At 73.2% G+C, this 22,643-nt stretch carries 20 protein-coding genes; 13 read left to right on the forward strand and 7 right to left on the reverse strand.

What is annotated here, in order from left to right; genetic code table 11:
• Nucleotides 1–2 precede the first annotated feature (2 nt).
• From tsaB to NR073_RS05425, 4 genes are read left to right on the forward strand one after another with little or no spacing between them, the layout of a single operon-like run.
• Nucleotides 3–674, forward strand: coding sequence for a tRNA (adenosine(37)-N6)-threonylcarbamoyltransferase complex dimerization subunit type 1 TsaB (gene tsaB, locus NR073_RS05410; protein WP_155932646.1), 672 nt, complete (start codon nt 3–5; stop codon nt 672–674).
• Complete coding sequence (locus NR073_RS05415) at nt 671–1,258, forward strand: GNAT family N-acetyltransferase (protein ID WP_230278042.1); 588 nt, start codon at nt 671–673, stop codon at nt 1,256–1,258. The genes tsaB and NR073_RS05415 overlap by 4 nt, the downstream gene beginning before the upstream one ends.
• A 26-nt stretch (nt 1,259–1,284) precedes the next feature.
• Nucleotides 1,285–2,376, forward strand: coding sequence for a tRNA (adenosine(37)-N6)-threonylcarbamoyltransferase complex transferase subunit TsaD (tsaD, locus tag NR073_RS05420; protein ID WP_049160281.1), 1,092 nt, complete (start codon nt 1,285–1,287; stop codon nt 2,374–2,376).
• Nucleotides 2,377–2,426: 50 nt separating this feature from the next.
• Nucleotides 2,427–2,957, forward strand: a complete 531-nt coding sequence (locus tag NR073_RS05425) for a hypothetical protein (RefSeq protein WP_123243872.1) — start codon at nt 2,427–2,429, stop codon at nt 2,955–2,957.
• Between the two features lie 8 nt (nt 2,958–2,965).
• Here the strand turns inward: NR073_RS05425 and NR073_RS05430 are convergent, their stop codons facing one another.
• The 5 genes from NR073_RS05430 to NR073_RS05450 form a co-directional block, all read right to left on the reverse strand.
• Complete coding sequence (locus NR073_RS05430; RefSeq protein ID WP_095346372.1) at nt 2,966–3,997, reverse strand: cation diffusion facilitator family transporter; 1,032 nt, start codon at nt 3,995–3,997, stop codon at nt 2,966–2,968.
• Nucleotides 3,994–4,488: an ABC transporter substrate-binding protein gene (locus NR073_RS05435; RefSeq protein WP_123243871.1), complete on the reverse strand. Its 495-nt coding sequence runs from the start codon at nt 4,486–4,488 to the stop codon at nt 3,994–3,996. Before NR073_RS05435 ends, NR073_RS05430 begins: the two co-directional genes overlap by 4 nt.
• A 5-nt stretch (nt 4,489–4,493) precedes the next feature.
• Nucleotides 4,494–5,525 carry an NAD-dependent epimerase/dehydratase family protein gene (locus NR073_RS05440; RefSeq protein WP_036315887.1) on the reverse strand — a complete coding sequence of 344 codons (1,032 nt, stop codon included), beginning with the start codon at nt 5,523–5,525 and terminating at the stop codon, nt 4,494–4,496.
• On the reverse strand, nt 5,522–6,697 hold the full coding sequence (locus NR073_RS05445) for a zinc-dependent alcohol dehydrogenase (RefSeq protein WP_123243870.1): 1,176 nt from the start codon (nt 6,695–6,697) through the stop codon (nt 5,522–5,524). Before NR073_RS05445 ends, NR073_RS05440 begins: the two co-directional genes overlap by 4 nt.
• 82 nt (nt 6,698–6,779) lie before the next feature.
• Nucleotides 6,780–7,976, reverse strand: coding sequence for a glutamate--cysteine ligase (locus NR073_RS05450; protein WP_123243869.1), 1,197 nt, complete (start codon nt 7,974–7,976; stop codon nt 6,780–6,782).
• A gap of 69 nt (nt 7,977–8,045) precedes the next feature.
• On the opposite strand from NR073_RS05450, the gene NR073_RS05455 reads away from it, so the two are divergent.
• The 5 genes from NR073_RS05455 to NR073_RS05475 all read left to right on the forward strand — a co-directional run bounded on the left by NR073_RS05455 (nt 8,046) and on the right by NR073_RS05475 (nt 13,500).
• Nucleotides 8,046–9,377 (forward strand): methyltransferase, encoded by a 1,332-nt coding sequence (locus NR073_RS05455; RefSeq protein ID WP_134377078.1) that lies wholly within the window; start codon nt 8,046–8,048, stop codon nt 9,375–9,377.
• 170 nt (nt 9,378–9,547) lie between these two features.
• A complete protein-coding gene (locus tag NR073_RS05460) occupies nt 9,548–10,612 on the forward strand; it encodes a siderophore ABC transporter substrate-binding protein (RefSeq protein WP_127435090.1) in 1,065 nt (354 codons plus the stop codon).
• On the forward strand, nt 10,609–11,667 hold the full coding sequence (locus tag NR073_RS05465; RefSeq protein WP_080694961.1) for an ABC transporter permease: 1,059 nt from the start codon (nt 10,609–10,611) through the stop codon (nt 11,665–11,667). The genes NR073_RS05460 and NR073_RS05465 overlap by 4 nt, the downstream gene beginning before the upstream one ends.
• Nucleotides 11,660–12,748, forward strand: a complete 1,089-nt coding sequence (locus tag NR073_RS05470) for an iron chelate uptake ABC transporter family permease subunit (protein WP_230278041.1) — start codon at nt 11,660–11,662, stop codon at nt 12,746–12,748. Before NR073_RS05465 ends, NR073_RS05470 begins: the two co-directional genes overlap by 8 nt.
• A complete protein-coding gene (locus tag NR073_RS05475; RefSeq protein ID WP_078025904.1) occupies nt 12,745–13,500 on the forward strand; it encodes an ABC transporter ATP-binding protein in 756 nt (251 codons plus the stop codon). The genes NR073_RS05470 and NR073_RS05475 overlap by 4 nt, the downstream gene beginning before the upstream one ends.
• A 205-nt stretch (nt 13,501–13,705) precedes the next feature.
• Here the strand turns inward: NR073_RS05475 and NR073_RS05480 are convergent, their stop codons facing one another.
• A complete protein-coding gene (locus NR073_RS05480; RefSeq protein ID WP_070708754.1) occupies nt 13,706–14,683 on the reverse strand; it encodes a hypothetical protein in 978 nt (325 codons plus the stop codon).
• Between the two features lie 641 nt (nt 14,684–15,324).
• Between NR073_RS05480 and groES the strand changes: the two genes are divergently transcribed.
• The 3 genes from groES to NR073_RS05495 all read left to right on the forward strand — a co-directional run bounded on the left by groES (nt 15,325) and on the right by NR073_RS05495 (nt 19,410).
• A complete protein-coding gene (gene groES, locus NR073_RS05485) occupies nt 15,325–15,621 on the forward strand; it encodes a co-chaperone GroES (protein WP_002857590.1) in 297 nt (98 codons plus the stop codon).
• A 108-nt stretch (nt 15,622–15,729) separates the two neighbouring features.
• Nucleotides 15,730–17,337 carry a chaperonin GroEL gene (gene groL / locus NR073_RS05490; protein WP_123244326.1) on the forward strand — a complete coding sequence of 536 codons (1,608 nt, stop codon included), beginning with the start codon at nt 15,730–15,732 and terminating at the stop codon, nt 17,335–17,337.
• Between the two features lie 447 nt (nt 17,338–17,784).
• Entirely contained in the window at nt 17,785–19,410 is a 1,626-nt protein-coding gene (locus NR073_RS05495; RefSeq protein ID WP_313957610.1) for a BCCT family transporter, read from the forward strand.
• A gap of 1 nt (nt 19,411) precedes the next feature.
• Here NR073_RS05495 and NR073_RS05500 read toward each other — a convergent pair whose 3' ends face one another.
• Nucleotides 19,412–20,845, reverse strand: a complete 1,434-nt coding sequence (locus tag NR073_RS05500) for a dicarboxylate/amino acid:cation symporter (RefSeq protein WP_144825270.1) — start codon at nt 20,843–20,845, stop codon at nt 19,412–19,414.
• A 185-nt stretch (nt 20,846–21,030) separates the two neighbouring features.
• Between NR073_RS05500 and guaB the strand changes: the two genes are divergently transcribed.
• Nucleotides 21,031–22,575 carry an IMP dehydrogenase gene (guaB, locus tag NR073_RS05505; protein WP_144825269.1) on the forward strand — a complete coding sequence of 515 codons (1,545 nt, stop codon included), beginning with the start codon at nt 21,031–21,033 and terminating at the stop codon, nt 22,573–22,575.
• The last annotated feature ends 68 nt before the right edge of the window (nt 22,576–22,643 follow it).

The following is a 22,643-nucleotide window of genomic DNA, read 5'->3' on the forward strand; positions in this document are numbered from 1 at the left end:
CCATGGCCCTGCTCCTCGCGATCGACTCCTCCGCCGCCGCCTCCGTCGCCGTCCTGCGGGACGGTGAGGAGCTCGCGCACTGGGCCACGGACGACACCCACGCCCACGCCGAGGTGCTCGCCCCCGCGGTGCAGACCGTGCTCGGCGAGGCCGGCGTCACCGGCACCGCGCTGGACGCGCTCGCGGTCGGCGTCGGCCCCGGACCCTTCACGGGGCTGCGCGCGGGTCTGGCGACCGCGGCCGCCCTCGGCCTGGCGTGGGACGTGCCCGTGCACGGGGTCCGCAGCCTCGACGCGCTCGCCCACGCGGCCGGCGTCGACGCCTTCCGCCACGGGATCGAGGAGTTCGTGGTCGCCACGGACGCCCGCCGCCGCGAGGTCTACTGGGCCCACTACGCGCAGGTCGGCGGGCAGCCGACGCTGCTGCACGGCCCCTTCGTCTCGCCGGCGGACGAGGTCACCCCGCTGCCCGTCTACGGCGCGGGAGCCGGGCTCTACCCCGAGGCGCTGCGCGCGGTGCCGGACTGGGAGTCGGCCACGCCGTCCGCCGTCGGGGTGGGGCAGGTGGCCGAGCTCGCCCTGCGGCGCGGCCGCGGCCTCGTGCCCGCCGAGCCGCTCTACCTGCGCGAGTCCGACGCCAAGGTCCCCGGCCCCCGCAAGCGGGCAGGCGCGTGAGCCCGGCCGAGCCGGCCCCGGCCGGTGACGGGCGCCCCGCCGAGGACGGGCACGGGCTGCCGCCCGGGTACCTGCTGCGCCCCATGACCGTGTGGGACATCCCCGAGGTGCTCGCCCACGAGGCCACGCTCTTCCCGCTCGACGCCTGGCCCGCGCACTTCTACGAGGAGGAGCTCGCCCAGACCGGCCCCGCCGGCGGACGGGACGCGCACGGCCGCCCGCCCACCCGGGACTACCGCGTGGTCGTCCGCGACGTGGCCGCGCCCGGCTCCGCGGGCGACGACGGCCCCGCCCCCGGCGAGATCGTCGGCTACGGCGGGATCATGGTGGTCGGCGACGTCGCCGACGTGCAGACCGTGGGCACGGTCGCGGCGGCGCAGGGGCGGGGGATCGGGGCGGCCCAGCTGCGCTGGATGGCCGCGGAGGCCACGGCGCGCGGCGCGAGCGCCCTCATGCTCGAGGTCCGGGCCTCCAACGCCGCCGCCCGGCGACTCTACGCGCGCCACGGATTCGAGGAGCTGCATGTGCGCCGCCGCTACTACCCGGGCGGCGAGGACGCCGTGATCATGCGCAAGGCCCTGTGACCGGGCCGCTCACTAGACTGGAGCCCATGCCCACCGCCACCGCAGCCCCCCTCGTGCTCGGCATCGAGTCCTCCTGCGACGAGACCGGCGTCGGCGTCGTCCGCGGCACCGCCCTGCTGGCCCACGAGGTCGCCTCCTCCGTGGAGGAGCACGTGCGCTTCGGCGGCGTGATCCCGGAGATCGCCGCCCGCGCCCACCTCGAGGCCCTCGTGCCCACGATCCGCCGCGCGCTGGACACCGCCGACGTCACCCTCGCGGACCTCGACGCGATCGCCGTCACCTCCGGCCCGGGTCTGGCGGGCGCGCTCATGGTGGGGGTCGCGGGGGCGAAGGCGCTGGCCACGGCCCTCGGCACGCCCCTCTACGGCATCAACCACCTCGTGGCGCACGTGGGCGTCGGCATGCTGGACGGCGTGCGGCCCGCGCAGTGGGACGACCTGCCCGCGGACCTGGGCGCGCTGCTCGTCTCCGGCGGGCACACCGAGATCCTGCGCGTGGGCCGGATCAGCTCCGAGGTCGAGCTGCTGGGCTCGACCATCGACGACGCGGCCGGCGAGGCGTACGACAAGGTCGCCCGGCTCATCGGGGCGGGCTACCCCGGGGGCCCCGTGATCGACCGGCTCGCCGCCCAGGGCGACCCGACGGCCTTCCGCTTCCCTCGCGGGCTCACCGCGGGCAAGTTCGTCGGCAGCGCCGAGGAGCCCGGCCCGCACCGGCACGACTGGTCCTTCTCCGGGCTGAAGACCGCCGTCTCCCGCGCCGTGGAGCAGTTCGAGGCCCGCGGCCTCGAGGTGCCGCGCGCGGACATCGCCGCCTCCTTCCAGGAGGCCGTCGCGGACGTGATCACCGCCAAGGCCGTCCGCGCCTGCCGCGAGCACGGGCTCACCCACCTGATGCTCGGCGGCGGCGTCGCGGCGAACTCGCGCCTGCGCGCCCTGCTCGCCGACCGGTGCCGCTCCGCCGGCATCGAGCTCACCGTCCCGCCCGTGAACCTGTGCACCGACAACGGGGCGATGGTCGCCGCGCTCGGCGCACGCCTGGTGCGCGACGGCGTCGCCCCCTCCGACGCGTGGTTCGGCGCGGACCCGGGACAGCCGGTCGAGGTCGTCAGCGTCTGAGCGCGCCCGGCCTCTTGCCGCCACGCCCACGCGTTCCGTAGGCAGGGCCCATGACCGGTCATGATCACCCCCGCCCCGAGTCCATCTCCGCCGCCGTGGACGAGCAGATGCTGGAGGACTTCCTCAATCAGCACCTGCTCGGCTCCCGCTCCGGTGTGAAGGCGTTCCGCGCCGCCGAGCAGACCTGGGCCGGCACCTCGCAGGAGGCCGCGCTGCGCCGCCTCGGCGACGCCGTCCAGGACGACCAGGACCGCCTCGAGGCGCTCATCGGCGAACTGGGTCTCCGCACCCCGCTGGTGGACCGGGCCGCCGGCGCGGCGGCCGAGGTCGGCGGACGCCTCAACCCCGTGAACGCGCTGCGCACGCGCGGCTCCGGCTGGACGCAGATCGAACTGGACCTGCTGCAGGGCATGCTCCAGGCCAAGCTCGCCATGTGGCGCGTCCTCGAGCAGCTGGCGCCGCACCTGCCGGCGATCGACGCGGAGGAGATGCGCGGGCTGTGTGAGAAGACCGCGGAGCAGCGGCGTGGGGTCGAGCGCATCACCTCCGCCACCCTCGAGGGACGGTTCCTGGCCGGCTGAGGCCCGGGCTACTCCTCGCCCGTCTGATGCTCCCCGGACCGACCGCCGTGCACCTCGGCGGGCAGCTCGTCCACCGGCGCGACGACGACGTCCTGCAGCTTCCAGTCCAGCGCGGCGATCGCGTCCCGCAGCGCGCAGCAGCGGGCCACCGTCACGTCCGCCCCCTCGTGCGGCACCACGAACATCTCCACGTGGAACACGTGGCCCTCATCCCGGACGCGGGCGCCCGCATGGCGCACCCACGGCTCCGCCCAGGCGACCCGCTCGGCACGGTCGATGAGCGGGTGCGGCCGGGCGCCGTCGATCGTGGCGGCGCGGCGATCCGCCAGGTTCGTGACGGCCTCCTTGAGGTTCTTCCAGCCGTCCAGCACGATGCTCACGCCCACGAAGATCGCCGCAGCGGAGTCCGCCCACCACCAGCCCAGGCCGATGCCGGCCACGCCGACGATGGTCGCCACGCCCGTCTGCCAGTCCGCCTTGTTCATGTCCGCGTCCGCGTACAGCACGCGGTCGTGGAGCTGCTCGGCCAGCTTGAGCTTCTTGTGGCCGAGGATCATGGGCCCGGGCACGGACAGGGCCATCACGGCCATCATGAACCAGCCCTGCCACACGGTGTGCCCGAACAGGTCGAACGTGCCGATGGGCGGGTGCTCCGCCGTCACCAGGCCCAGCACGGAGTCGCCGACGAGGACCACGCCCATCACGGACAGGGCGACGGCGGCCACGAGGTGCCCCACCCCGACGGACCGGTGAGAGCCGTAGGGCCGGGCCCGCGTCGGGGCCATGCGGGCCACGCGCAGGGCGACGAGGAACACGATCGGTGGGATCAGGGAGAGCAGGTCCTCGATCCACGCGGCCCGCATGGCCTGCGAGGAGCCCATCACGATCGCCACGAGGACGATCGTGACCACGATCACCCCCAGCGTCGCCCATTCGAGCCGCTTGGCCTGCTGGACCACGCGCTCGATCTCCGGGGGCAGCTCCGTGGCGCCGAACCGGCGCCCGCTCGGCCCCGTCTCCCGGGTGTCCCGCCGCGTCATCGGGCCTCCTCCGCTGCGCGCTGGTCGAAGTACGCCTCGAGGGCCGTGAGCATCTGATTCTCACCCAGGGGCACGGCCATCACGAGCTTCACCGGCTCGCCGTCCGGGCCCTCCGCCTCGGCGTAGTCGCGGGTGATGCTCGCGTGCGACGTCCACGGGGACGCCGACGTCAGGCCGCCGGCCACCAGGTCCACGTCGCCCTTCTCCAGCGCGGTCATGAGCGCCTCCTCCCCGGCCACGGTCCACTCGACGCGTGCGTCGTGCGCCGCCGCGAACCCGCGGATCAGGTCGGGCTCGGGGCCGACGGGCTCGGCGCCCGAGGCGTCCACGTGGGGCGGGTGGTGCACGACGCCGGCGCGCAGCACCCCGCCCGTGACGCGGTCCAGGGTGCCGTCCGGGTCGGCGGGGTAGCCGGAGGAGGTGCAGGCGGTGAACCCGAGGGCGGCGCCCCCGAGCAGGCCCGTCAGGGCGGCCCGGCGGGTGAAGGTCATCGCCCTCATTCCGTGGGCGAGTGCGAGCGGTGCCCGGCGTTGCCCAGACCTTCGGCACCGTCGAGATGGTCGAGCACGAGGCGGACCGCCTCCCGGGCGTCGGTGGTCTCGGACCAACCGGTCGCGGCGCGCAGGGCCGTGGTGTCCATGATGGGCACCGCTGCGGCCATGTCCACCCACCCCGGGTCGGTGGGCTGCAGCCGTGCCCGGTAGCTCAGCGCCGCGGCCGCGCGGAACAGGCCCACGGGCAGCTCCAGGATGCGGCGCGCCCCGAGGACGGTGCCCATGGTGTGCGCGTCCAGCACGGGGTCGGCGGCCACATTGAAGGCGCCGCCCGCCCGGTGGACGATCACGCGCCAGTACGCGTCCGCCACGTCCTGGGCCGTGAGCGCCTGGAATCGCAGGCCCCGCGGGAACGGGAGCACCGGAGTGCGCAGGCGGGCGACCAGCCGGGCGGGGACGAGGTCGCCCAGGAAGTAGTCCTTGATCTCGGGCCCGGCGGCGGACTGGAAGATCAGCCCGGGGCGCAGCCGGGTCACGAGCAGCTCGGGGTGCTCGGCCTGCACGCGGTCGAGGATCGACTCGACCTCGGCCTTCTGCGCGGCGTAGTGCGAGGTGGGGACCCCGGTGGTGGGATGGGACTCGGGCACGGCGCGGCCCTTCGGCCCGGGCCCGTACGCGCCCACCGAGGACGCGTAGACCAGGTGGGGCACGCCCGCCTCGGCCACGGCCCGGAACACCCGCTCGTTGCCGGCCACGTTGACGGCGCGCAGGTGGTCGCGGTCGCGGTTGGGGCGGATCACCCACACCAGGTCGACGACGGCGTCGGCGCCGGCCACGATCTCGCGCAGCCGCCCCGCCGCCGTGGGCTCCGCCACGTCCAGGCGGTGCCACTCGACGCCGTCGTAGGGCGCTCCGGCCCGGTCCGGGCCGCGCCGGCTCACGCCCACGATCGAGCTCACCTCGTCCGCGGCCTGGAGGCGGTGCAGGACAGCGGTGCCGACGTTGCCCGTCGCGCCCAGGACGACGATCCTCACGGCTTCAGGACCACCTTGATGCAGCCGTCCTCCTTCTTCTGGAACGTCTCATAGAGGGCGGGCGCGTCCTCGAGCGGGGCGGTGTGCGTGGTCAGGTCGAGCACGCCGAGGGGGTCGGACGGGTCGTCGAGCAGGGGCAGCAGGTCGTCCACCCAGCGACGGACGTTGCACTGGCCCATCGTCAGGGTGACCTGCTTGTCGAACAGGGTGAGCATCGGCATCGGGTCCTTCATGCCGCCGTAGACCCCGGAGAGCGACACCGTGCCGCCACGCCGGACCGCGTCGATCGCGGTGTGGAGGGCGCTCAGGCGGTCGACGCCGGCGGTCTTCATGGCCGCCCGGCCGAGCGCGTCGGGCAGCAGGCCCACGGCGGTGTGGGCCGCATGCCCCGCCGGGGAGGCGTGCGCCTCCATGCCGACCGCGTCCACGACCCCGTCGGGGCCGCGGCCGCCGGTGCGCTCGCGGAGCACCTCGGCCTCGCCGCCGTCGGCGTCCAGGACCTCGATGCCGTGCCGGGCCGCCATCGCGCGGCGCTCGGGGACCGGGTCGACGCCGATCACCCGGTACCCCAGGTGCACGCCGATGCGTGCCGCCAGCTGGCCGATGGGGCCGAGGCCGAGCACCGCGAGCGTGCCGCCGTCGGGGACGTTCGCGTACTGGACCCCCTGCCAGGCGGTGGGGACGACGTCCGAGAGGAACAGCCACTGCTCATCCGGGCCGGTGTGCGGCACCTTCACGGGGCCGTAGTCCGCGTGGGGCACGCGCAGCAGCTCGGCCTGCCCGCCGGGGACGGAGCCGTAGAGCCGGGAGTAGCCGAAGAGTGCGGCGCCGGAGCCCTGCTCCCGCACCTGGGTGGTCTCGCACTGGGACTGCAGCCCGCGCTGACACATCCAGCACCGCCCGCAGGAGATGGTGAAGGGCACGACCACCCGGTCACCGGGCCGGATGTGGGTGACCTCGGACCCGACCTCGCGGACGATGCCCATCGGCTCGTGGCCGATCACGTCCCCCGCGTCCATGAACGGCCCCAGGACCTCGTACAGATGCAGGTCCGACCCGCAGATGCCGGTCGAGGTGACCTCGATGATCGCGTCCGTCGGCTCCTGGATCCGCGGATCCGGGACGTCCTCGACGGCGACGTTGCGCTTTCCCTGCCATGTGAGTGCTCGCATGGTGCGACCGTAGACGCGCCGGACGGGCCGGGGGAAGCATGGAGACGCGGCAGGGCCGCCACCTCGCCGGGGGAGCGGCCGCTCAGCCGGTGCGGCCGTCCAGCGACGCGCGGGTGCGGGCGGCGGCGTCCAGCACGACCGCGCGCAACGGGGCCACCGCGTCATCCGTGTCCTCACCCGCGGCCGGCGGGCCGGCCAGGGCCTGTGCCTCCACGCGACGCTGACGCGCGGCGCCACCGTCGTCGATCATCGCCTGGACGCCGGCGAGCTCCGCCGCGCAGCCCAGCCGCTCGGCGACCGGGGTCAGTCGCTCGATCTCCGCCGGCAGGTGCTCCGCCAGCGGGACCTGGGTGCCCCGGGCGTCCACGATCACGGTGGCGTCCATGCCGTACCGGGCGGCGCGCCACTTGTTCTCCTGCACGTGCCACGGCGGCAGGACCTCGACCGTCTCACCGCGCTCCAGGCTCGCGGACAGGTCATCCACGAGGCACTGCGTGTAGGCGGTCACGGCGGCGATCTCCTCGAGCGTGGCCAGGCCGTCGCACGCGCGCATCTCCACCGTGCCCAGGCGGGGCACGGCCCGCACGTCCCAGCGGCACTCGGTGACGTCCGCGATCATGCCCACCTGCTCCATCTGGGCCACGCAGCGCTCGAAGCCCTCCCACTCCTGGAACTGGAACGGCAGGCCGGCCGTGGGCAGCTGCTGGAACAGGAGGGTGCGCTGGGACTGGTAGCCCGTGTCCGTGCCCGCCCAGAAGGGGGACGAGGCCGAGAGTGCGAGCAGGTGCGGCACGCGGTTGACCAGGCCGTTCACCACCGGCATGGCCTTGGAGACGTCGTCCAGGCCCACGTGCACGTGCACGCCGAAGATCAGCAGCTGCCGACCCCAGTACTGGGTGAGATCCAGCATGCGGTCGTAGCGCTCACTGGGCGTCGAGGGCTGCGCGATCGCTTCCGCGAACGGGTGCGTGCCCTGGCAGAACAGGGAGATGCCCCGCGCAGCCGCGGCGTCGGCCACGCGCGCGGCGATCCGGCCGAGGTCCGCCGTCGCGGCGTCGACGCGCTCGTGCACGCCCGTGACGAGCTCCACCGTGTTCTGCAGGAGCTCGCTGGTCATGTGCGGGTTCACGTCGTCTTCGGCGAGGCCCTCGGCCGCATGCAGGGTGCGCAGCAGGTCCGGGGCCTCGGAGCGCAGCTCGCCGGACACGGCATCCACGAGCGCGAGCTCCCACTCGATTCCGAGAGTGGACTGCGCGGAGTCGGCGAAGGGCAGAGTCATGCCGCCCATCCTAGAAGCCCCGGCCCGGTCTGTGCCCGGTGTCCACGCTTCGGACCTAGGGTGGGGCGCATGGCCCGCCCCCGCCCCGCCTCCCGCCCGCCGCGCCCCACGGCCGCCGCCTCGGAGGCGGACGCCACCGCCCTGGCCCCCGTCCTCGAGCCGGGGGGCCGCGCGCTGCTCGACTCCCTCGCCGGGTACCGCGAGGCCGACGCGCTCGCGGTCTCCTCCCGCCTGCGTGCGGCCGGGCATCCTCCGGAGCGCGTGGCCGCCGCGCTGACCCAGGCCGCGCTGCGGTCCCGGGCGGAGGCCCGCCTCGGGCGGCAGGCGCGCCGGATGCTGTTCACCCGCGACGGCCTGGAGCAGGCCACCCGCCCGCTGGTCGCGGGCCTGCACGCGGACCGGCTGGCGGCCGCGGGGGCCCGGCGCGTCGCCGACCTCGGCTGCGGTCTCGGCCTGGACGCGCGCGCCTTCGCCGACCGGGGCCTGGACGTCGTGGCGGTGGAGCGGGACGCCGTCGTCGCCGCGGCCGCCGAGGTGAACCTCGCCGGCCACCGCGGTGCGCGTGTGGTGCACGGCGACGCCGTGGCCTGGGCCCGCGCCCACGTGCCCGCCGAGGCGGACGCGGTGTGGCTGGACCCCGCCCGCCGTCAGGTCGGCGGGGGCGGGTCCGCGCGCGTGTTCGACCCCGAGGCGTTCTCCCCGCCCCTGAGCGTCGTGACGGACATCGCCGCGACGGGCGTGCCGGTCGGGGTCAAGCTCGGCCCGGGGCTTCCGCACGAGGCCGTGCCGGAGGGCGCCGAGGCCGAGTGGGTGAGCATCGACGGCGACGTCGTGGAGGCCGCCCTGTGGTTCAACGCGGCGGCCCGCCCCGGGGTGCGGCGGGCGGCGCGCGTCATGACCGTCCGGGGTGGGGAGACGACGACGGCGCAGCTCGTCTCCGGCGCGGACTTCGGCGACTCGCCCGAGGTCGAGGCCGTGGGGGAGGAGGGCATGGCAGGGCTCGTCGGCGCGGTCCTGCACGAGCCGGACGGCGCGGTCATCCGGGCCGGACTCGTGACGGACCTGGCCGTGTCCTGGCCCGTGCCGACGCGGCAGCTGGACCCCCACCTGGCCTACCTCGTCGCGCCCGAGCCCGTGCACGACGGCCTGGCCCGCGCCCATCGGATCGAGGCGGTGCACGGCTTCCACCTGGCCTCCCTGCGGCGCTGGGCGAAGGAGACCGGGGTGGGCCGGCTGGACGTGAAGAAGCGGGGCATCCGCGAGACGCCCGAGGAGGTGCGTCGCGCCGTCCTCGGCGGGGCGAAGCCGGGCCGGCGTGGCGGGGCCGGACGGCACGCCACCCTCGTGCTGGCGCGCGTGGGTCGGTCGCGGTTCGCCCTCGAGGTGACGCCGTTGGACTGACGGGGCTCGAGGCCGCGGGCCCCGGGCGGCGGGAGCCGTCGAACCCCCGTTGGGGGATTACGGCACCCTCGTGTACGGTATTCGACTGAGGCAAGGCTCACCTCCACGGGAGCGCGCCCACCACCCCGACTGCTCATCCCGGGGCAGCCCCGCCGCCCAGAAGGAGAACCATGCCGCGTTCCGTCAGCGCCCCCCGCCTCGCCCGTCTCGCCCTGACCTCGGTGGCGGCCCTCGCCCTCGTCGGCTGCTCCGCCGGCGGCGCGGCCACGGGCTCGTCCTCCGCGAGCGCCTCCGGCGAGTCCTCGGCCTCCGCGAGCGCCGCCGGCGGCTCCTCGGCCGCCTCGGGCGGCATCGCGACCGGGGTCACCGTCACCGACATGTCCGGCGCCGAGGTCACCCTGCCGGAGGAGGTCGACTCCGTCATCGCCACGGACAACCGCACCTTCCGCACGCTGGACGACTGGGGCGTCGAGCTGTCGGCCGCGCCGAAGCAGATCATGTACAAGGGCGAGGGCGGGCCCTCCTACCTCCAGGACGACTCGGTCGCCGACATCGGCAACCACCGGGAGCCGGACATGGAGCTGTTCGTCACCGCCGAGCCGGACGTCGTGTTCAACGGCCAGCGGTTCAACGAGCGCAAGGCCGAGATCGACGAGCTGACCGGCGACGCCGCCGTCGTGGACACGGACTTCGACGTCACGCAGACCCCCATGGACGAGGGCCTGAAGGAGCTGACCACCCTGCTGGGCGAGGCCACCGGCCACGAGGCCGATGCCGAGAAGCTCATCGCCGACTTCGACGCCGCCACCCAGCGCGCCAAGGACGCCTACGACCCCGAGCAGACCGTCATGGGCCTCATCGCCTCGGGCGGAGAGCTGTCGTACGTCGCGCCCAGCACCGGTCGCGCCATCGGCCCGTTCTTCGACATGCTGGAGCTGACCCCGGCCCTCGAGCAGTCGGGCACCGACAACCACCAGGGCGACGACATCTCCGTCGAGGCCATCGCGAAGTCGAACCCGGACTGGCTGATCGTCATGGACCGCGACGCCGCCATCGGCGAGGAGAACGCCACCGCCGCCGAGCTGATCGAGCGCTCCGAGGCCCTCCAGGACGTGACCGCGGTGAAGGAGGGCAACATCGTCTACCTGCCCGCCGACTTCTACGTCGCCGAGGACATCCAGAACCACACCACCGTCATGGAGGACCTCGCGAAGGCCTTCGAAGGCGCGCAGTGACTCTCGACGTGCGTCACCACGTCGCCGACGCCCCGCCCCGGCTCGAGGAGCCGGGGCGGGGCGACCGCGTGTGCTGGGTCCCGCCCGCCGTCCTGCGGCCCGAGCGCACCCGCTGGCAGCGCACCTGGCCGCTGCTGGTCGGCGTCGTGGTGACCGCGGCCCTCATCGTGGTCTCGCTGTTCGTGGGCGTGTACGACGTCGGCGCGGAGGGCGGACGCGAGATGTTCGCCATCACGCGCGTGCCGCGCACGGTCGCCCTCGTGCTGGCCGGCGCCTCGATGGCGATGTGCGGGCTGATCATGCAGCTCATGACGCAGAACCGCTTCGTGGAGCCCAGCACCACGGGCACCACCGAGTGGGCCGGCCTCGGCCTGCTGGTGACCATGGTGCTCGTGCCGGGTGCGGGCCTGGTGACCCGGATGGTCGGGGCCATCCTCTTCGCCTTCGTCGGCACCCTCGTCTTCTTCCTCTTCCTGCGGCGGGTGCGCCTGCAGTCCTCCCTCATCGTGCCGATCGTGGGCATCATGCTCGGCGCCGTCGTGGGCGCCGCGTCGACGTTCCTCGCCCTCCAGACGGACATGCTGCAGCAGGTGGGCGCGTGGTTCGCGGGCTCGTTCACCTCCGTGGTCCGCGGCCGGTATGAGCTGCTCTTCCTCGTGCTGATCGTGTGCGTGGCGGTCTTCGTCATCGCGGACCGCTTCACCGTGGCCGGCCTCGGCAAGGACGTCGCCACGAACGTCGGCCTCAACTACGACGCCGTGATCCTCACCGGCGTGGCCATGGTGGCCGTGGCCACCGGCGTGGTCACCGTGGTGATCGGGGCCCTCCCGTTCCTGGGGCTCGTGGTCCCCAACCTCGTGTCCATGGTGCGCGGCGACAACCTGCGGACGAACCTGCCCTGGGTGGTCATGGTCGGCGTGTGGATCGTGATCGTCTGCGACCTGATCGGGCGCACCGTGATCGCCCCGTTCGAGGTGCCCATCTCGCTGATCCTGGGCCTCGTGGGCGCGATCGTGTTCCTCGCCCTGCTGCTGAGGCAGGCCAAGCATGGTTGAGCCGCTCGCGACCGCCCCGGGTCGCCTCCCCGCCCCGCTCGGCGGCGCCACCGCCGCCGGGCCCGTCGACGCCGACGCCCCGCGCCGGTCCGGCGCGTTCGTCACCGCCGCCGAGCGCCGGAGGTATGCGGTCGTCGTCGCGGTGCTGGCCGCCGTCGCCGTGCTCTCCACCGCCGGGGTCCTGCTCTGGGGCAACGAGGCCGAACCCGGCTCACGCGCGTTCTGGATGATCGCGCGGATGCGCGTGGAGTCCCTGGGCGTGATCGGGATCGTGGCGCTGTGCCACTCCTTCGCGACCGTCAGCTTCCACACGGTGACGGGCAACCGCATCATCACGCCCTCGATCATGGGGTTCGAGGCGCTCTACACCGCCGTGTCGACCGCCGCCGTGTACGTGCTGGGGGCCGCCGGCGTCGCGGTGCTGACCGGGGTGGGGCCGTTCCTCGCCCAGGCCGCGCTCATGGTGGCGCTGGCGACGGCCCTGTACTCGTGGCTGCTGTCCCGGCCCTATGGCAGCGTCCATCTGATGCTGCTCGTGGGCGTGGTGCTGGGCGGCGGGCTGGCCGCGCTGAGCACGTTCATGCAGCGACTGCTGGACCCGAACTCGTTCGACCTGCTGAGCGCGCGGCTCTTCGGCAACATCTCCAACGCCCGGACCGAGTACGTGGCGATCGCCGCGCCCATCGCCGTCGTCGTGTGCGCGCTGCTGTGGCTGCGCTCCCGCCGCCTGAACACCTTGGCGCTCGGCGCCGACGCCGCGACCAACCTGGGCCTGCACCACCGGCGCGAGCTCATGGTGACGCTGCTGCTGGTCTCCGTGCTGATGGCCATGACCACCGCGCTCGTGGGCCCGATGACGTTCCTCGGCTTCCTCGTGGCGACGCTGGCGTACAGCCTCGTCGACACCCACGACCACCGGTTCATCCTCCCGGTGGCGGCGCTGGCCGGGTACGCGGTGCTCACGAGCGCCTACTTCGTGCTGCGGCACGTCTTCTACGCGGGGGGTGCGGTCACGGTGGTCATCGAGCTGATCGGCGGCATCACCTTCCTGGTCGTCGTGATGAGAAAGGGACGTCTGTGATCGAGCTGCGCGGCGTGGTGAAGCGCCACAGCGATGAGGTGTGCATCGGACCCGTGGACCTGGACATCCAGGCCGGGGGAGTGACCGCGCTCGTGGGGCCCAACGGGGCGGGCAAGTCCACGCTGCTGACGATGATCGGCCGGCTGCAGGACGCCGACGCCGGGACGATCGCCGTGGGCGGGCACGACATCACCACGACGCCGTCCCGGAGGATCGCGCAGACCCTGTCCATCCTGCGGCAGGAGAACCACTTCGTGACGCGGCTGACCGTGCGGCAGCTCGTGGGGTTCGGGCGCTACCCGTACACGCGCGGGCGGCTGACCCTGGAGGACGAGCGGCACGTGTCCGACGCGATCGACTTCCTCAACCTCGGCCCGTTCGAGAACCGGTACCTCGACCAGCTCTCGGGCGGCCAGCGGCAGCGCGCGTACGTGGCGATGGTGCTGGCGCAGAACACCGAGTACGTGCTGCTGGACGAGCCGCTGAACAACCTGGACATGCAGCACTCGGTGCAGATGATGCAGCAGCTGCGCCGGGCCGCCGACGAGCTGGGCCGGACCGTGGTGATCGTGCTGCACGACATCAACTTCGCCGCCCACTACGCCGACCGGATCGTGGCCATGGGCGACGGTCAGGTGGTGGAGACCGGCACCCCGGCCGAGATCCTGCGCCCTGAGGTGCTGGAGCGGATCTTCAAGACCCCCTGCAGCGTGGTGGACGGACCGCACGGGCCGCTGGCCGTGTACTACTGAGCGGGGCGACGGTGAGGTCGGCCCGGGTCGGTCCGGGCGGGGGTCGGGTGCCCGGCCGACGCGAGCGTTCCGTGGGCAGAACCCGCCGGGTCTCGCCTTCCGGGGGCAGAACCCGCGTGTTTCCAGGTTCCGTGGGCAGAAGCACCCTCGCTTCTGCCCACGGAACCCCTGCGCATGGACGGCAGGGCCATACGCGACGACGACGTCAGGCATCCCAGCCGTTCGAGACCTGTGCCCGTCGTCTGAGGACGGCCTCGATCACCCGCGCGTATCCCTCGCCGACGTCCCGGCCCGTGACGTGCAGGGTCATCTGCCCACGCTCCGCGTAGTACTGGTCTCGCCGGGCGTCCCGGGCGTGTTGCTCGGCACTCCGGTGCACCTCGCCGTCGTACTGGAGGACGAGCCGGCAGTCCTCGAACCACAGATCGGCCTCGGGGGCGTCCCGCCGCCCGGGGTCGAACACGTGCTGCAGCGTCGGCTCGCCCAGCCCCGCCTCGACGAGCGCCAGCCTCAGCCGGGTCTCCTGCGGCGAGTCGGCACCCACCCGTACGCGCTCGAGCGCCGCCGTCGCCCGCGGTCTTCCGACGAACCGCCCGAGCGGCCGCATCGCCTCGTGCAGCGCGGTGACCGTGGTGATGGGAGGCCGCCGGCCGCGCGGGGACCAGGGGTGACGGACCAGGTGGTCACCCGCCGACACGAGGGATGCCTCGTCCCAGGGGTGGCCGATCGAGCACAGATCGAGCCAGGTCCGTTCCGGCGTCGTCACCCGTAGCCCGAGCACGGAGGTGACGTGGCCGGCGGGCAGGGGTCTGCGGTGCTCCATGACGCCGGGGATCCGCGCCCGTGCGGTGCCGCGGTGCAACGTGATCTCGACGGCGGCGCGTCGCGTGGCCCCGCCCGGGGGAAGCGGGAGGCCGTGGAGGTGCGCCGCCGTCTCGTGGGAGAGAACGGCGTCGGGACGGGACCGCAGGAGGGCGGTCAGCAGGTCGAGGCCGACCCCGTGGTGCGGCGGCGGGAGCCCGGCAGACTCCCAGGTGCGCAGCGGCATGTCACGGCGACGGTGGATGCCGCGGGCGAGGCGGAGGACGTCGGACCGCCGCACCCGGCTGGGCGGCAGACCGCGTTCGAGCACGTCGCGGGTGGTGAAGACGGGGACGAGGGGGAGATCGGGGGCGAAGGACATGGGTCGACCTTGACGCGGTCGGCCTGACGACGGCCGGGCGGGCCGCGTGTCTGTGCACACCGGCGCGGGGTGGGCCGGCTGTGCAGGACTCGGCGGCGGCCGGTTGTCCCGCCGGGACGACGTCGTCATGGCTCGGTGGGCAGAACTGCGAGGAGTTCCGCCCACGCAACATCCGTGGGCAGAAGAGAGGGCGCTTCTGCCCACGGAGATCGAAAACCTGCGGATGCTGCCCACGCGATGGGCGGGGGTGTGGTTTCTGCCCACGGAGGGGGGAGGGGGGAGGGCGGGGAGTGGGGGAGGGACAGGTTGCGGGCCGCAGTCGTGACCACTCCGTATGCTCCCGGGCCCGGGCCCGGAACCCGCCCCGCCCGCCGCCCCACGGCATCCCACCGCACCGCGCCCCGCGCCCTCCGCCCACGGCGGACGGCGGGGACACGGCTGGCACTCATGTTGAAGGAGTGCCAGAACCCGGAGTAGAGTGGGCACTGGCACTCGGGGGTACCGGGTGCCAATGCCCGAGGTGGACCGTCCGGCACCGCGACGACGGAGGGTCTGACGCCCGTGGCGCACCCGCAGACCACAGCATCAGCGGTCCGGCGAGCCCGCCGGAGCCGCACGTCGACGAAGAAGGAGTGTGCAGCATGTCTGTCTCCATCAAGCCCCTTGAGGATCGCATCGTTGTCCGCCCCCTGGAGGCCGAGCAGACCACCGCGTCGGGCCTCGTGATCCCGGACACCGCCAAGGAGAAGCCGCAGGAGGGCCAGGTCGTGGCCGTGGGCCCGGGCCGGGTCGCCGAGAACGGCAACCGCGTGCCGGTCGACGTCGCCGAGGGTGACGTGGTGCTGTACTCCAAGTACGGCGGCACCGAGGTCAAGGTCGGCGGCGAGGAGTACCTGGTGCTCTCCGCCCGCGACGTGCTGGCCGTCGTCACCAAGTGACCCCGCCGCGACGGGCCCGGTGAGCGGCGCGCACCGCACCGGTGCGCGCGCCCCGGGCCCCTCGCGTCCCCGCACCCCCTGACTCCCTGAACGAAAGGAGCGTCCGTCATGGCCAAGCAGCTGGCTTTCAACGACGACGCACGCCGCGCCCTCCAGGCCGGCATCGACAAGCTCGCCGACACCGTCAAGGTCACCCTCGGCCCCAAGGGTCGCAACGTGGTGCTCGACAAGGCGTGGGGCGCCCCCACCATCACCAACGACGGCGTCACGATCGCCCGTGAGGTGGAGCTGGAGGACCCGTACGAGAACATGGGCGCCCAGCTCGCCAAGGAGGTCGCCACCAAGACCAACGACATCGCGGGCGACGGCACCACCACCGCCACCGTGCTGGCCCAGGCCCTCGTGAACGAGGGTATGCGCCAGGTCGCCGCCGGCGCCGCGCCGGGCGAGGTCAAGAAGGGCATCGAGGTGGCCGTGGCCGCCGTCGAGCGGCGCCTGCAGGAGAACGCCCGCCCGGTCGAGGGCCAGGAGGTGGCCCACGTGGCCGCCATCTCGGCCCAGAACGACGAGGTCGGCGAGCTGCTGGCCCGCGCGTTCGACACGGTCGGCACCGACGGCGTCATCACCATCGAGGAGTCCTCCACGACCTCCACCGAGCTGGACGTCACCGAGGGCATGCAGTTCGACAAGGGCTTCCTGTCCCCGTACATGGTCACCGACGCCGAGCGTCAGGAGGCCGTGCTCGAGGACGCCTACGTCCTGATCAACTCGGGCAAGATCTCCAACGTGCAGGAGCTGCTGCCCCTGCTGGAGAAGGTCCTGCAGGCCAACAAGCCGCTGTTCGTGATCGCCGAGGACGTCGAGGGCGAGGCCCTGTCCACCCTCGTGGTCAACAAGATCCGCGGCACCCTGAACGTCGTGGCCGTCAAGGCCCCGGGCTTCGGCGACCGCCGCAAGGCCATGATGCAGGACATCGCGATCCTCACCGGCGCCCAGGTCGTCTCCCCGGACCTCGGCATGAAGCTCGAGCAGGCCGACCTGGACGTGCTCGGCTCCGCCCGCCGCATCACCGTCACCAAGGACGAGACCACCATCGTCGACGGCGGCGGTGCGGCCGAGGACGTCGAGGCCCGGGTCGCCCAGATCAAGGCCGAGGCCGCCGCGACCGACTCCGACTGGGACCGCGAGAAGCTCCAGGAGCGCCTCGCCAAGCTCTCCGGCGGCATCGGCGTGATCCGCGTGGGCGCCGCCACCGAGGTGGAGCTCAAGGAGCGCAAGCACCGCATCGAGGACGCCGTGTCCTCGACCCGCGCCGCCCTCGAGGAGGGCATCGTGGCCGGCGGCGGCACCGCGCTCATCAACGCGCTGACCGCGCTCGACACCGACGCCGACGTCCAGGCCCTGACCGGCGACGCCGCCGTGGGCGTGGACATCGTCCGCAAGGCCCTGAAGCAGCCGCTGCGCTGGATCGCCCAGAACGCGGGCGAGGACGGCTACGTGGTGGTCTCCAAGGTCGCCGAGCTGGAGCCGAACCACGGCTTCAACGCGAAGACCGGCGTCTACGGCGACCTGATCGCCGACGGCGTGATCGACCCGGTCAAGGTGACCCGCTCCGCGCTGGCCAACGCCGCCTCCATCGCGGCCCTCGTGCTGACCACCGAGACCCTCGTGGCGGACAAGCCCGCCGAGGAGGACGAGGCCGACCACCAGCATTGACCCCTGAGTCGGCCCTGACGCGGCCGGTCGACGACGACGGCCCCTCGCCCGCCCGGGTGAGGGGCCGTCGTCGTGCGGGCGGGAGACGACCGCCGTCCGGGGCGCCCCCTAGGGTGTGCCCATGGACACACCCACGCCGCCCCGTCCCACCGGGTCCCACCCGACCCGGACCCCGGCCCGGCCACGGCTGCGCCGCTTCGTCCGGGAGTTCTCCTATCCGCACGGCATCCACCCGGCCCTCGTGCCGGGCGTGTCCGTGGAGGACCGCCGGGTGCGCTACGGCGTGGACCGGGCGATCCTCACCGTCGTCGGCCTGCTGGTGGTCGGCTTCGTGGTGTGGGGCGTGCTGCAGCCGGACGCCGTCCTGGCCGTCTCGAGCGCGGCCCTCGACTGGGTGATGCTCCACGCCGGCTGGCTGTTCGCCCTGCTGGCCATCGGGATGGTGTGGTGTTCCTGCTGGCCCTGGCGTTCTCCCGGTACGGCGAGATCCCGCTGGGCCTGGACGGGGAGAAGCCGGAGTACTCCACGGCGAGCTGGTCGGCCATGCTCTTCGCGGCCGGCATCGGCATCGGCACCATCTTCTTCGGCCCGTACGAGCCGCTGACCTACTACCTGGCCCCGCGCCCGGGGGCGTATGAGGCGGGGAGCGAGGAGGCGGTGACGGGCGCGCTGGCCCAGGCCGCGCTGCACTGGGGCGTGAACGCGTGGGCGATCTACGCGATCGTCGGCCTGTCGGTCGGCTACGTGTCCTACCGCCGGGGTCGGGTGCCGCTGATGAGCTCGATCATCGCGCCGCTGTTCGGCGACTCCCAGCGCAGCGACTCGGTCGGCGCGCGCCTGATCGACGGGCTCGCGATCATCGCCACCCTGTTCGGCACGGCGGCCTCGCTGGGCATCGGCGCCCTGCAGATCGGCCGCGGCGTGCAGATCGTCTCGGGCTGGTCCGCGCCGGGGAACACGGTGGCGCTGGGGATCATCGTGGTGCTCACGATCGGCACCATCTTCTCGGCGGTGTCCGGTGTGGCCCGCGGCATCCGGTGGCTGTCCAACATCAACATGCTGCTCGCCCTCGGCCTGGCGCTGTTCTTCTTCGTCGTCGGCCCGACGGCGTTCCTGCTGAACATCGTGCCCGGCGTCCTGATGGACTACGTCTCCTCCGCCCCGGACGCCCTCGGCGCCTCGATGGCCGAGGGGGAGGACATGCAGGAGTTCCTCTCCAGCTGGACGATCTTCTACTGGGCGTGGTGGGTCAGCTGGGCCCCGTTCGTGGGCGTGTTCATGGCGAAGATCTCGAAGGGCCGGACCATCCGCCAGTACGTCCTCGGCGCCCTGTTCATCCCGGCCGCGGTGATCGTCGGCGCGTTCACGATCATCGGCGGCACCACCATCTGGCTGCAGCGGACGCAGGGCTCCGTGGCGCCGGACGGCACGGCCGCGTCGCTGCCCGCGCCGGCGGAGATCTTCTGGGTGGTCCTGGACCAGCTGCCCGGCGGCGGGCTGGTGGCCCCGGTCGTGATCGTCATGCTGGCGGTCTTCTTCATCACGACGGCGGACTCCGCCTCGATCGTGAACTCGCAGCTCTCGCAGCGCGGCGCCCCGGCCCCGCGCCGCACGATCACGGTGTTCTGGGCACTGTGCATGGCGGGCATCGCCGTCGTGATGCTGCTGACCGGCGGCGACACCGCGCTCACCGGCCTGCAGAACCTCATCACCATCACGGCGCTGCCGTTCACCGTGGTGCTCGTCCTCATGGCGGTCGCGCTCCAGCGCGAACTGGCCAACGACCCCTTCGCGATCCGTGACCGGTACCAGCGGGCCGCCGTCGAGAAGGCGACGGTGCGGGGCCTGGTGGAGTACGGGGACGACTTCGCGTTCACGGTGGAGCGCACCCCGCCGGGCAGCTGGTACGCGGCCGGCGAGGGATTCGACTCCACCGCCGCGGAGATCACCGACTGGTACCGCCGCACGGACGAGGACGGGAACCCCGTGGACGACGACTACGTGCTGGGCGAGTACCTGGACGAGGGGGACGGCGCGGACGGGCCCGCCGGAGCGGGCCCGTCCGGTCGCTGACTCAGGCGCGCGGCTCCGAGGTGCCGACGAGCTGGGCGCGGGAGTCGGCGGTCGCGTGGGCGCGGGCCTCGACGATCTCCTCCTCGTCCTCGCCGAAGATGTCGCCGCGCGGGGCGTCGTAGCGGTCCCGGTCGAGGATGCCCTCCTGGGAGGCCACGAGGGCGGGGATGAGGGCCTGGCCGGACACGTTGAGGGCGGTGCGGCCCATGTCCACGATCGGGTCGACGGCCAGGAGCAGGGCCATGCCCTCGAGGGGCAGCCCGGCGGTGGACAGCGTGAGCGTGAGCATCACGGTGGCGCCGGTGGTGCCGGCGGTCGCGGCGGAGCCCAGCACGGACACGAGTGCCACGAGGGCGTACTGGCTCAGGCTCATGTCGATCCCGTAGAACTGGGCGATGAACACGGCGGCCACGGCCGGGTAGATCGCGGCGCAGCCGTCCATCTTGGTGGTGGCGCCCAGCGGGACGGCGAAGGAGGCGTAGCCGGTGGGCACGCCGAAGTTGCGCTCGGCCACCCGCTGGGTGACGGGCAGCGTGCCGAGGGAGGAGCGGGAGACGAAGCCGAGCTGGAACGCCGGCCACACGCCGGTGAAGAACTGCTTGACGGAGAGCCCGTGCAGGCGCGCCAGCACCGGGTACACCACGAGCATCACGAGGGCCAGGCCCACGTAGATCGCCACCACGAACTTGGCCAGCGTGCCCATCGTGGACCAGCCGTACGAGGCCACGGCGTTGCCCAGCAGGCCGATGGTGCCGATCGGGGCCAGGCGGATGATCCACCACAGCAGCTTCTGGATGATCGCGAGCACCGAGCGGGAGAACGTGAGGAACGGGGCGGCCTTCTCGCCGACCTTGAGCGCGGCCACGCCCACGACGATCGCGATCACGAGGATCTGCAGCACGTTGAACGTGGGGGAGGAGGCGAGCGCCCCGTCCTCGCCCGCCGTGGTCTTGACGGTCAGGCCGAGGAAGTTCGCCGGCACCAGGGAGGTCAGGAAGTCGAGCCAGCCGACGTCCTTGGCCTGGTAGGACGCCGGCGCGGTCTGGCCGGTGCCCACGCCCGGCTGCAGCGCGACGCCGACGGCGAGGCCGATGAGCACCGCGATGAGGCTCGTGATGGCGAACCAGAGCAGAGTCTTGGCGGCCAGGCGGGCCGCGTTGGTCACCTGGGCCAGGTTGGCGATGGAGGCGACGACGGCGAAGAAGACCAGCGGGACGACCGTGGCCTTCAGCAGGCTGATGTAGATGCTGCCGACGGTGGCCAGCGTCTCGCCGAGCCAGGTCGGGTGCTCGGAGGTGTGCCCCGTCGCGCGGGCGATCAGGCCCAGGACGAGGCCGAGGACGAGGGCGGCGGCGATCTGCCAGCCGAAGTTCGACGTCCAGGCGGGGAGCCGGCGTCGGGGCGCCGGTGCGGGGGAGGACTGTGCGGTGCTCATCCGGGGAGGTTAGGCGGTCCAATACCACGGCGCCGAAACGGATTGCGCCATGTGACGTCGTGGTGACGTCCGTCTCGCCCCCGCGTGGCCCAGCGCGGGGGCCCTGTGACGTGGCCCGCACCCGGGTCGCCGGTTTGACCCCCGGGCATAGAATCGCGGAAACACCCGTCCCGAAAGGCGCCTTCGTGACCAACACCAGCACCGGTCCCAGCCCCGAGCCCGTCCACTCCTCCTCGGATCCCTTCGGCTTCTTCGGCCTCACCTACGACGACGTCCTGCTGCTGCCCAACGCCACCGACGTGATCCCCGCGGACGCGGACCCGGGCACCCGGCTGACCCGCAACATCCGCTTGAACATCCCCATCGTCTCCGCGGCGATGGACACCGTGACCGAGGCTCCGCTGGCCATCGCCATGGCCCGCCAGGGCGGCATGGGCATCATCCACCGCAACCTGTCCATCGAGGACCAGGCCCGCCACGTGGACACCGTGAAGCGCTCTGAGTCGGGGATGATCAAGGACCCCGTGACCATCGGCCCCGACGCCACGCTCGCGGACTTGGACGAGCTGTGCGCCCAGTACCGCGTCTCCGGCCTGCCGGTGGTGGCCGAGGACATGACGCTGCTGGGCATCATCACCAACCGCGACACCCGCTTCATCCCGCGCGAGGAGTGGGCCACCCGCACGGTGGACACCGCCATGACCCGCATGCCGCTGGTCACCGCGCAGGAGGGCGTCTCGCGCGCCGAGACCATCCGCCTGTTCTCCCAGAACCGTGTGGAGAAGCTGCCGCTCGTGGACGATGCGGGCCGGCTGACCGGCCTGATCACCATCAAGGACTTCGACAAGGCGGAGCAGTACCCGGACGCCGCGAAGGACGACGAGGGCCGGCTGCTCGTCGGCGGCGCCGTCGGCTTCTTCGGCGACGGCTGGGAGCGCGCCATGGCGCTCGTCGAGGCGGGTGTGGACGCCCTCGTGGTGGACACCGCGAACGGCCACACGCACGGCGTGCTGGACATGATCGCGCGCCTGAAGAAGGAGAAGGCGGCCGCGCACGTCGACGTCATCGGCGGTCAGGCCGCGACCTACGCGGGCGCCAAGGCGATCGTCGACGCCGGCGCGGACGCCGTGAAGGTGGGCGTGGGCCCGGGCTCGATCTGCACGACCCGTGTGGTGGCCGGCGTCGGCGTCCCGCAGATCACCGCCATCTACGAGGCGGCCAAGGCCACGCGCCCCGCGGGCGTCCCGCTGATCGCCGACGGCGGCCTGCAGCACTCCGGTGACATCGGCAAGGCCCTCGTGGCCGGCGCCGACTCGGTGATGCTCGGCTCCCTGCTGGCCGGCACGGCCGAGTCCCCGGGCGACCTCGTGTTCTACCAGGGCAAGCAGTTCAAGACCTACCGTGGCATGGGCTCCCTGGGCGCCATGCAGACCCGCAACGGCACGCGCTCCTTCTCCAAGGACCGCTACTTCCAGGCGGACGTGCCGGACGAGGACAAGCTGATCCCCGAGGGCATCGAGGGCCAGGTGCCGTTCCGGGGCCCGATCGCCTCGGTGGTCCACCAGCTCGTGGGCGGCCTGCGCCAGACGATGTTCTACACGGGCGCGTCCACGGTGGCCGATCTCAAGGAGAACGGCCGCTTCGTGCGCATCACCGCGGCGGGCCTGAAGGAGTCCCACCCGCACGACATCATGATGACCGTCGAGGCCCCGAACTACCGTTCGCGCTGACCCGCACGTCGGTTCCGGGGGGGCCCCCGGACGGGGCGGCGCCGACGACACGGTCGGAGCCGCCCCCG

It is taken from the genome of Micrococcus sp. Mcc28, from assembly GCF_024519775.1.
In the GTDB taxonomy this organism is placed as follows: Bacteria; Actinomycetota; Actinomycetes; order Actinomycetales; family Micrococcaceae; genus Micrococcus; species Micrococcus luteus.

Coding starts and splice junctions, on each gene's coding strand:
- tsaD (WP_049160281.1), top strand. CDS start 1,285: ATGCCCACCGCCACCGCAGCCCCCCTCGTGCTCGGCATCGAGTCCTCC.
- groES (WP_002857590.1), top strand. CDS start 15,325: ATGTCTGTCTCCATCAAGCCCCTTGAGGATCGCATCGTTGTCCGCCCC.
- NR073_RS05480 (WP_070708754.1), bottom strand. CDS start 14,683: ATGTCCTTCGCCCCCGATCTCCCCCTCGTCCCCGTCTTCACCACCCGC.
- NR073_RS05435 (WP_123243871.1), bottom strand. CDS start 4,488: ATGACCTTCACCCGCCGGGCCGCCCTGACGGGCCTGCTCGGGGGCGCC.
- NR073_RS05430 (WP_095346372.1), bottom strand. CDS start 3,997: ATGACGCGGCGGGACACCCGGGAGACGGGGCCGAGCGGGCGCCGGTTC.
- NR073_RS05460 (WP_127435090.1), top strand. CDS start 9,548: ATGCCGCGTTCCGTCAGCGCCCCCCGCCTCGCCCGTCTCGCCCTGACC.
- NR073_RS05445 (WP_123243870.1), bottom strand. CDS start 6,697: ATGCGAGCACTCACATGGCAGGGAAAGCGCAACGTCGCCGTCGAGGAC.
- NR073_RS05455 (WP_134377078.1), top strand. CDS start 8,046: ATGGCCCGCCCCCGCCCCGCCTCCCGCCCGCCGCGCCCCACGGCCGCC.
- NR073_RS05425 (WP_123243872.1), top strand. CDS start 2,427: ATGACCGGTCATGATCACCCCCGCCCCGAGTCCATCTCCGCCGCCGTG.
- NR073_RS05500 (WP_144825270.1), bottom strand. CDS start 20,845: ATGAGCACCGCACAGTCCTCCCCCGCACCGGCGCCCCGACGCCGGCTC.
- NR073_RS05450 (WP_123243869.1), bottom strand. CDS start 7,976: ATGACTCTGCCCTTCGCCGACTCCGCGCAGTCCACTCTCGGAATCGAG.
- NR073_RS05470 (WP_230278041.1), top strand. CDS start 11,660: ATGGTTGAGCCGCTCGCGACCGCCCCGGGTCGCCTCCCCGCCCCGCTC.
- groL (WP_123244326.1), top strand. CDS start 15,730: ATGGCCAAGCAGCTGGCTTTCAACGACGACGCACGCCGCGCCCTCCAG.
- tsaB (WP_155932646.1), top strand. CDS start 3: ATGGCCCTGCTCCTCGCGATCGACTCCTCCGCCGCCGCCTCCGTCGCC.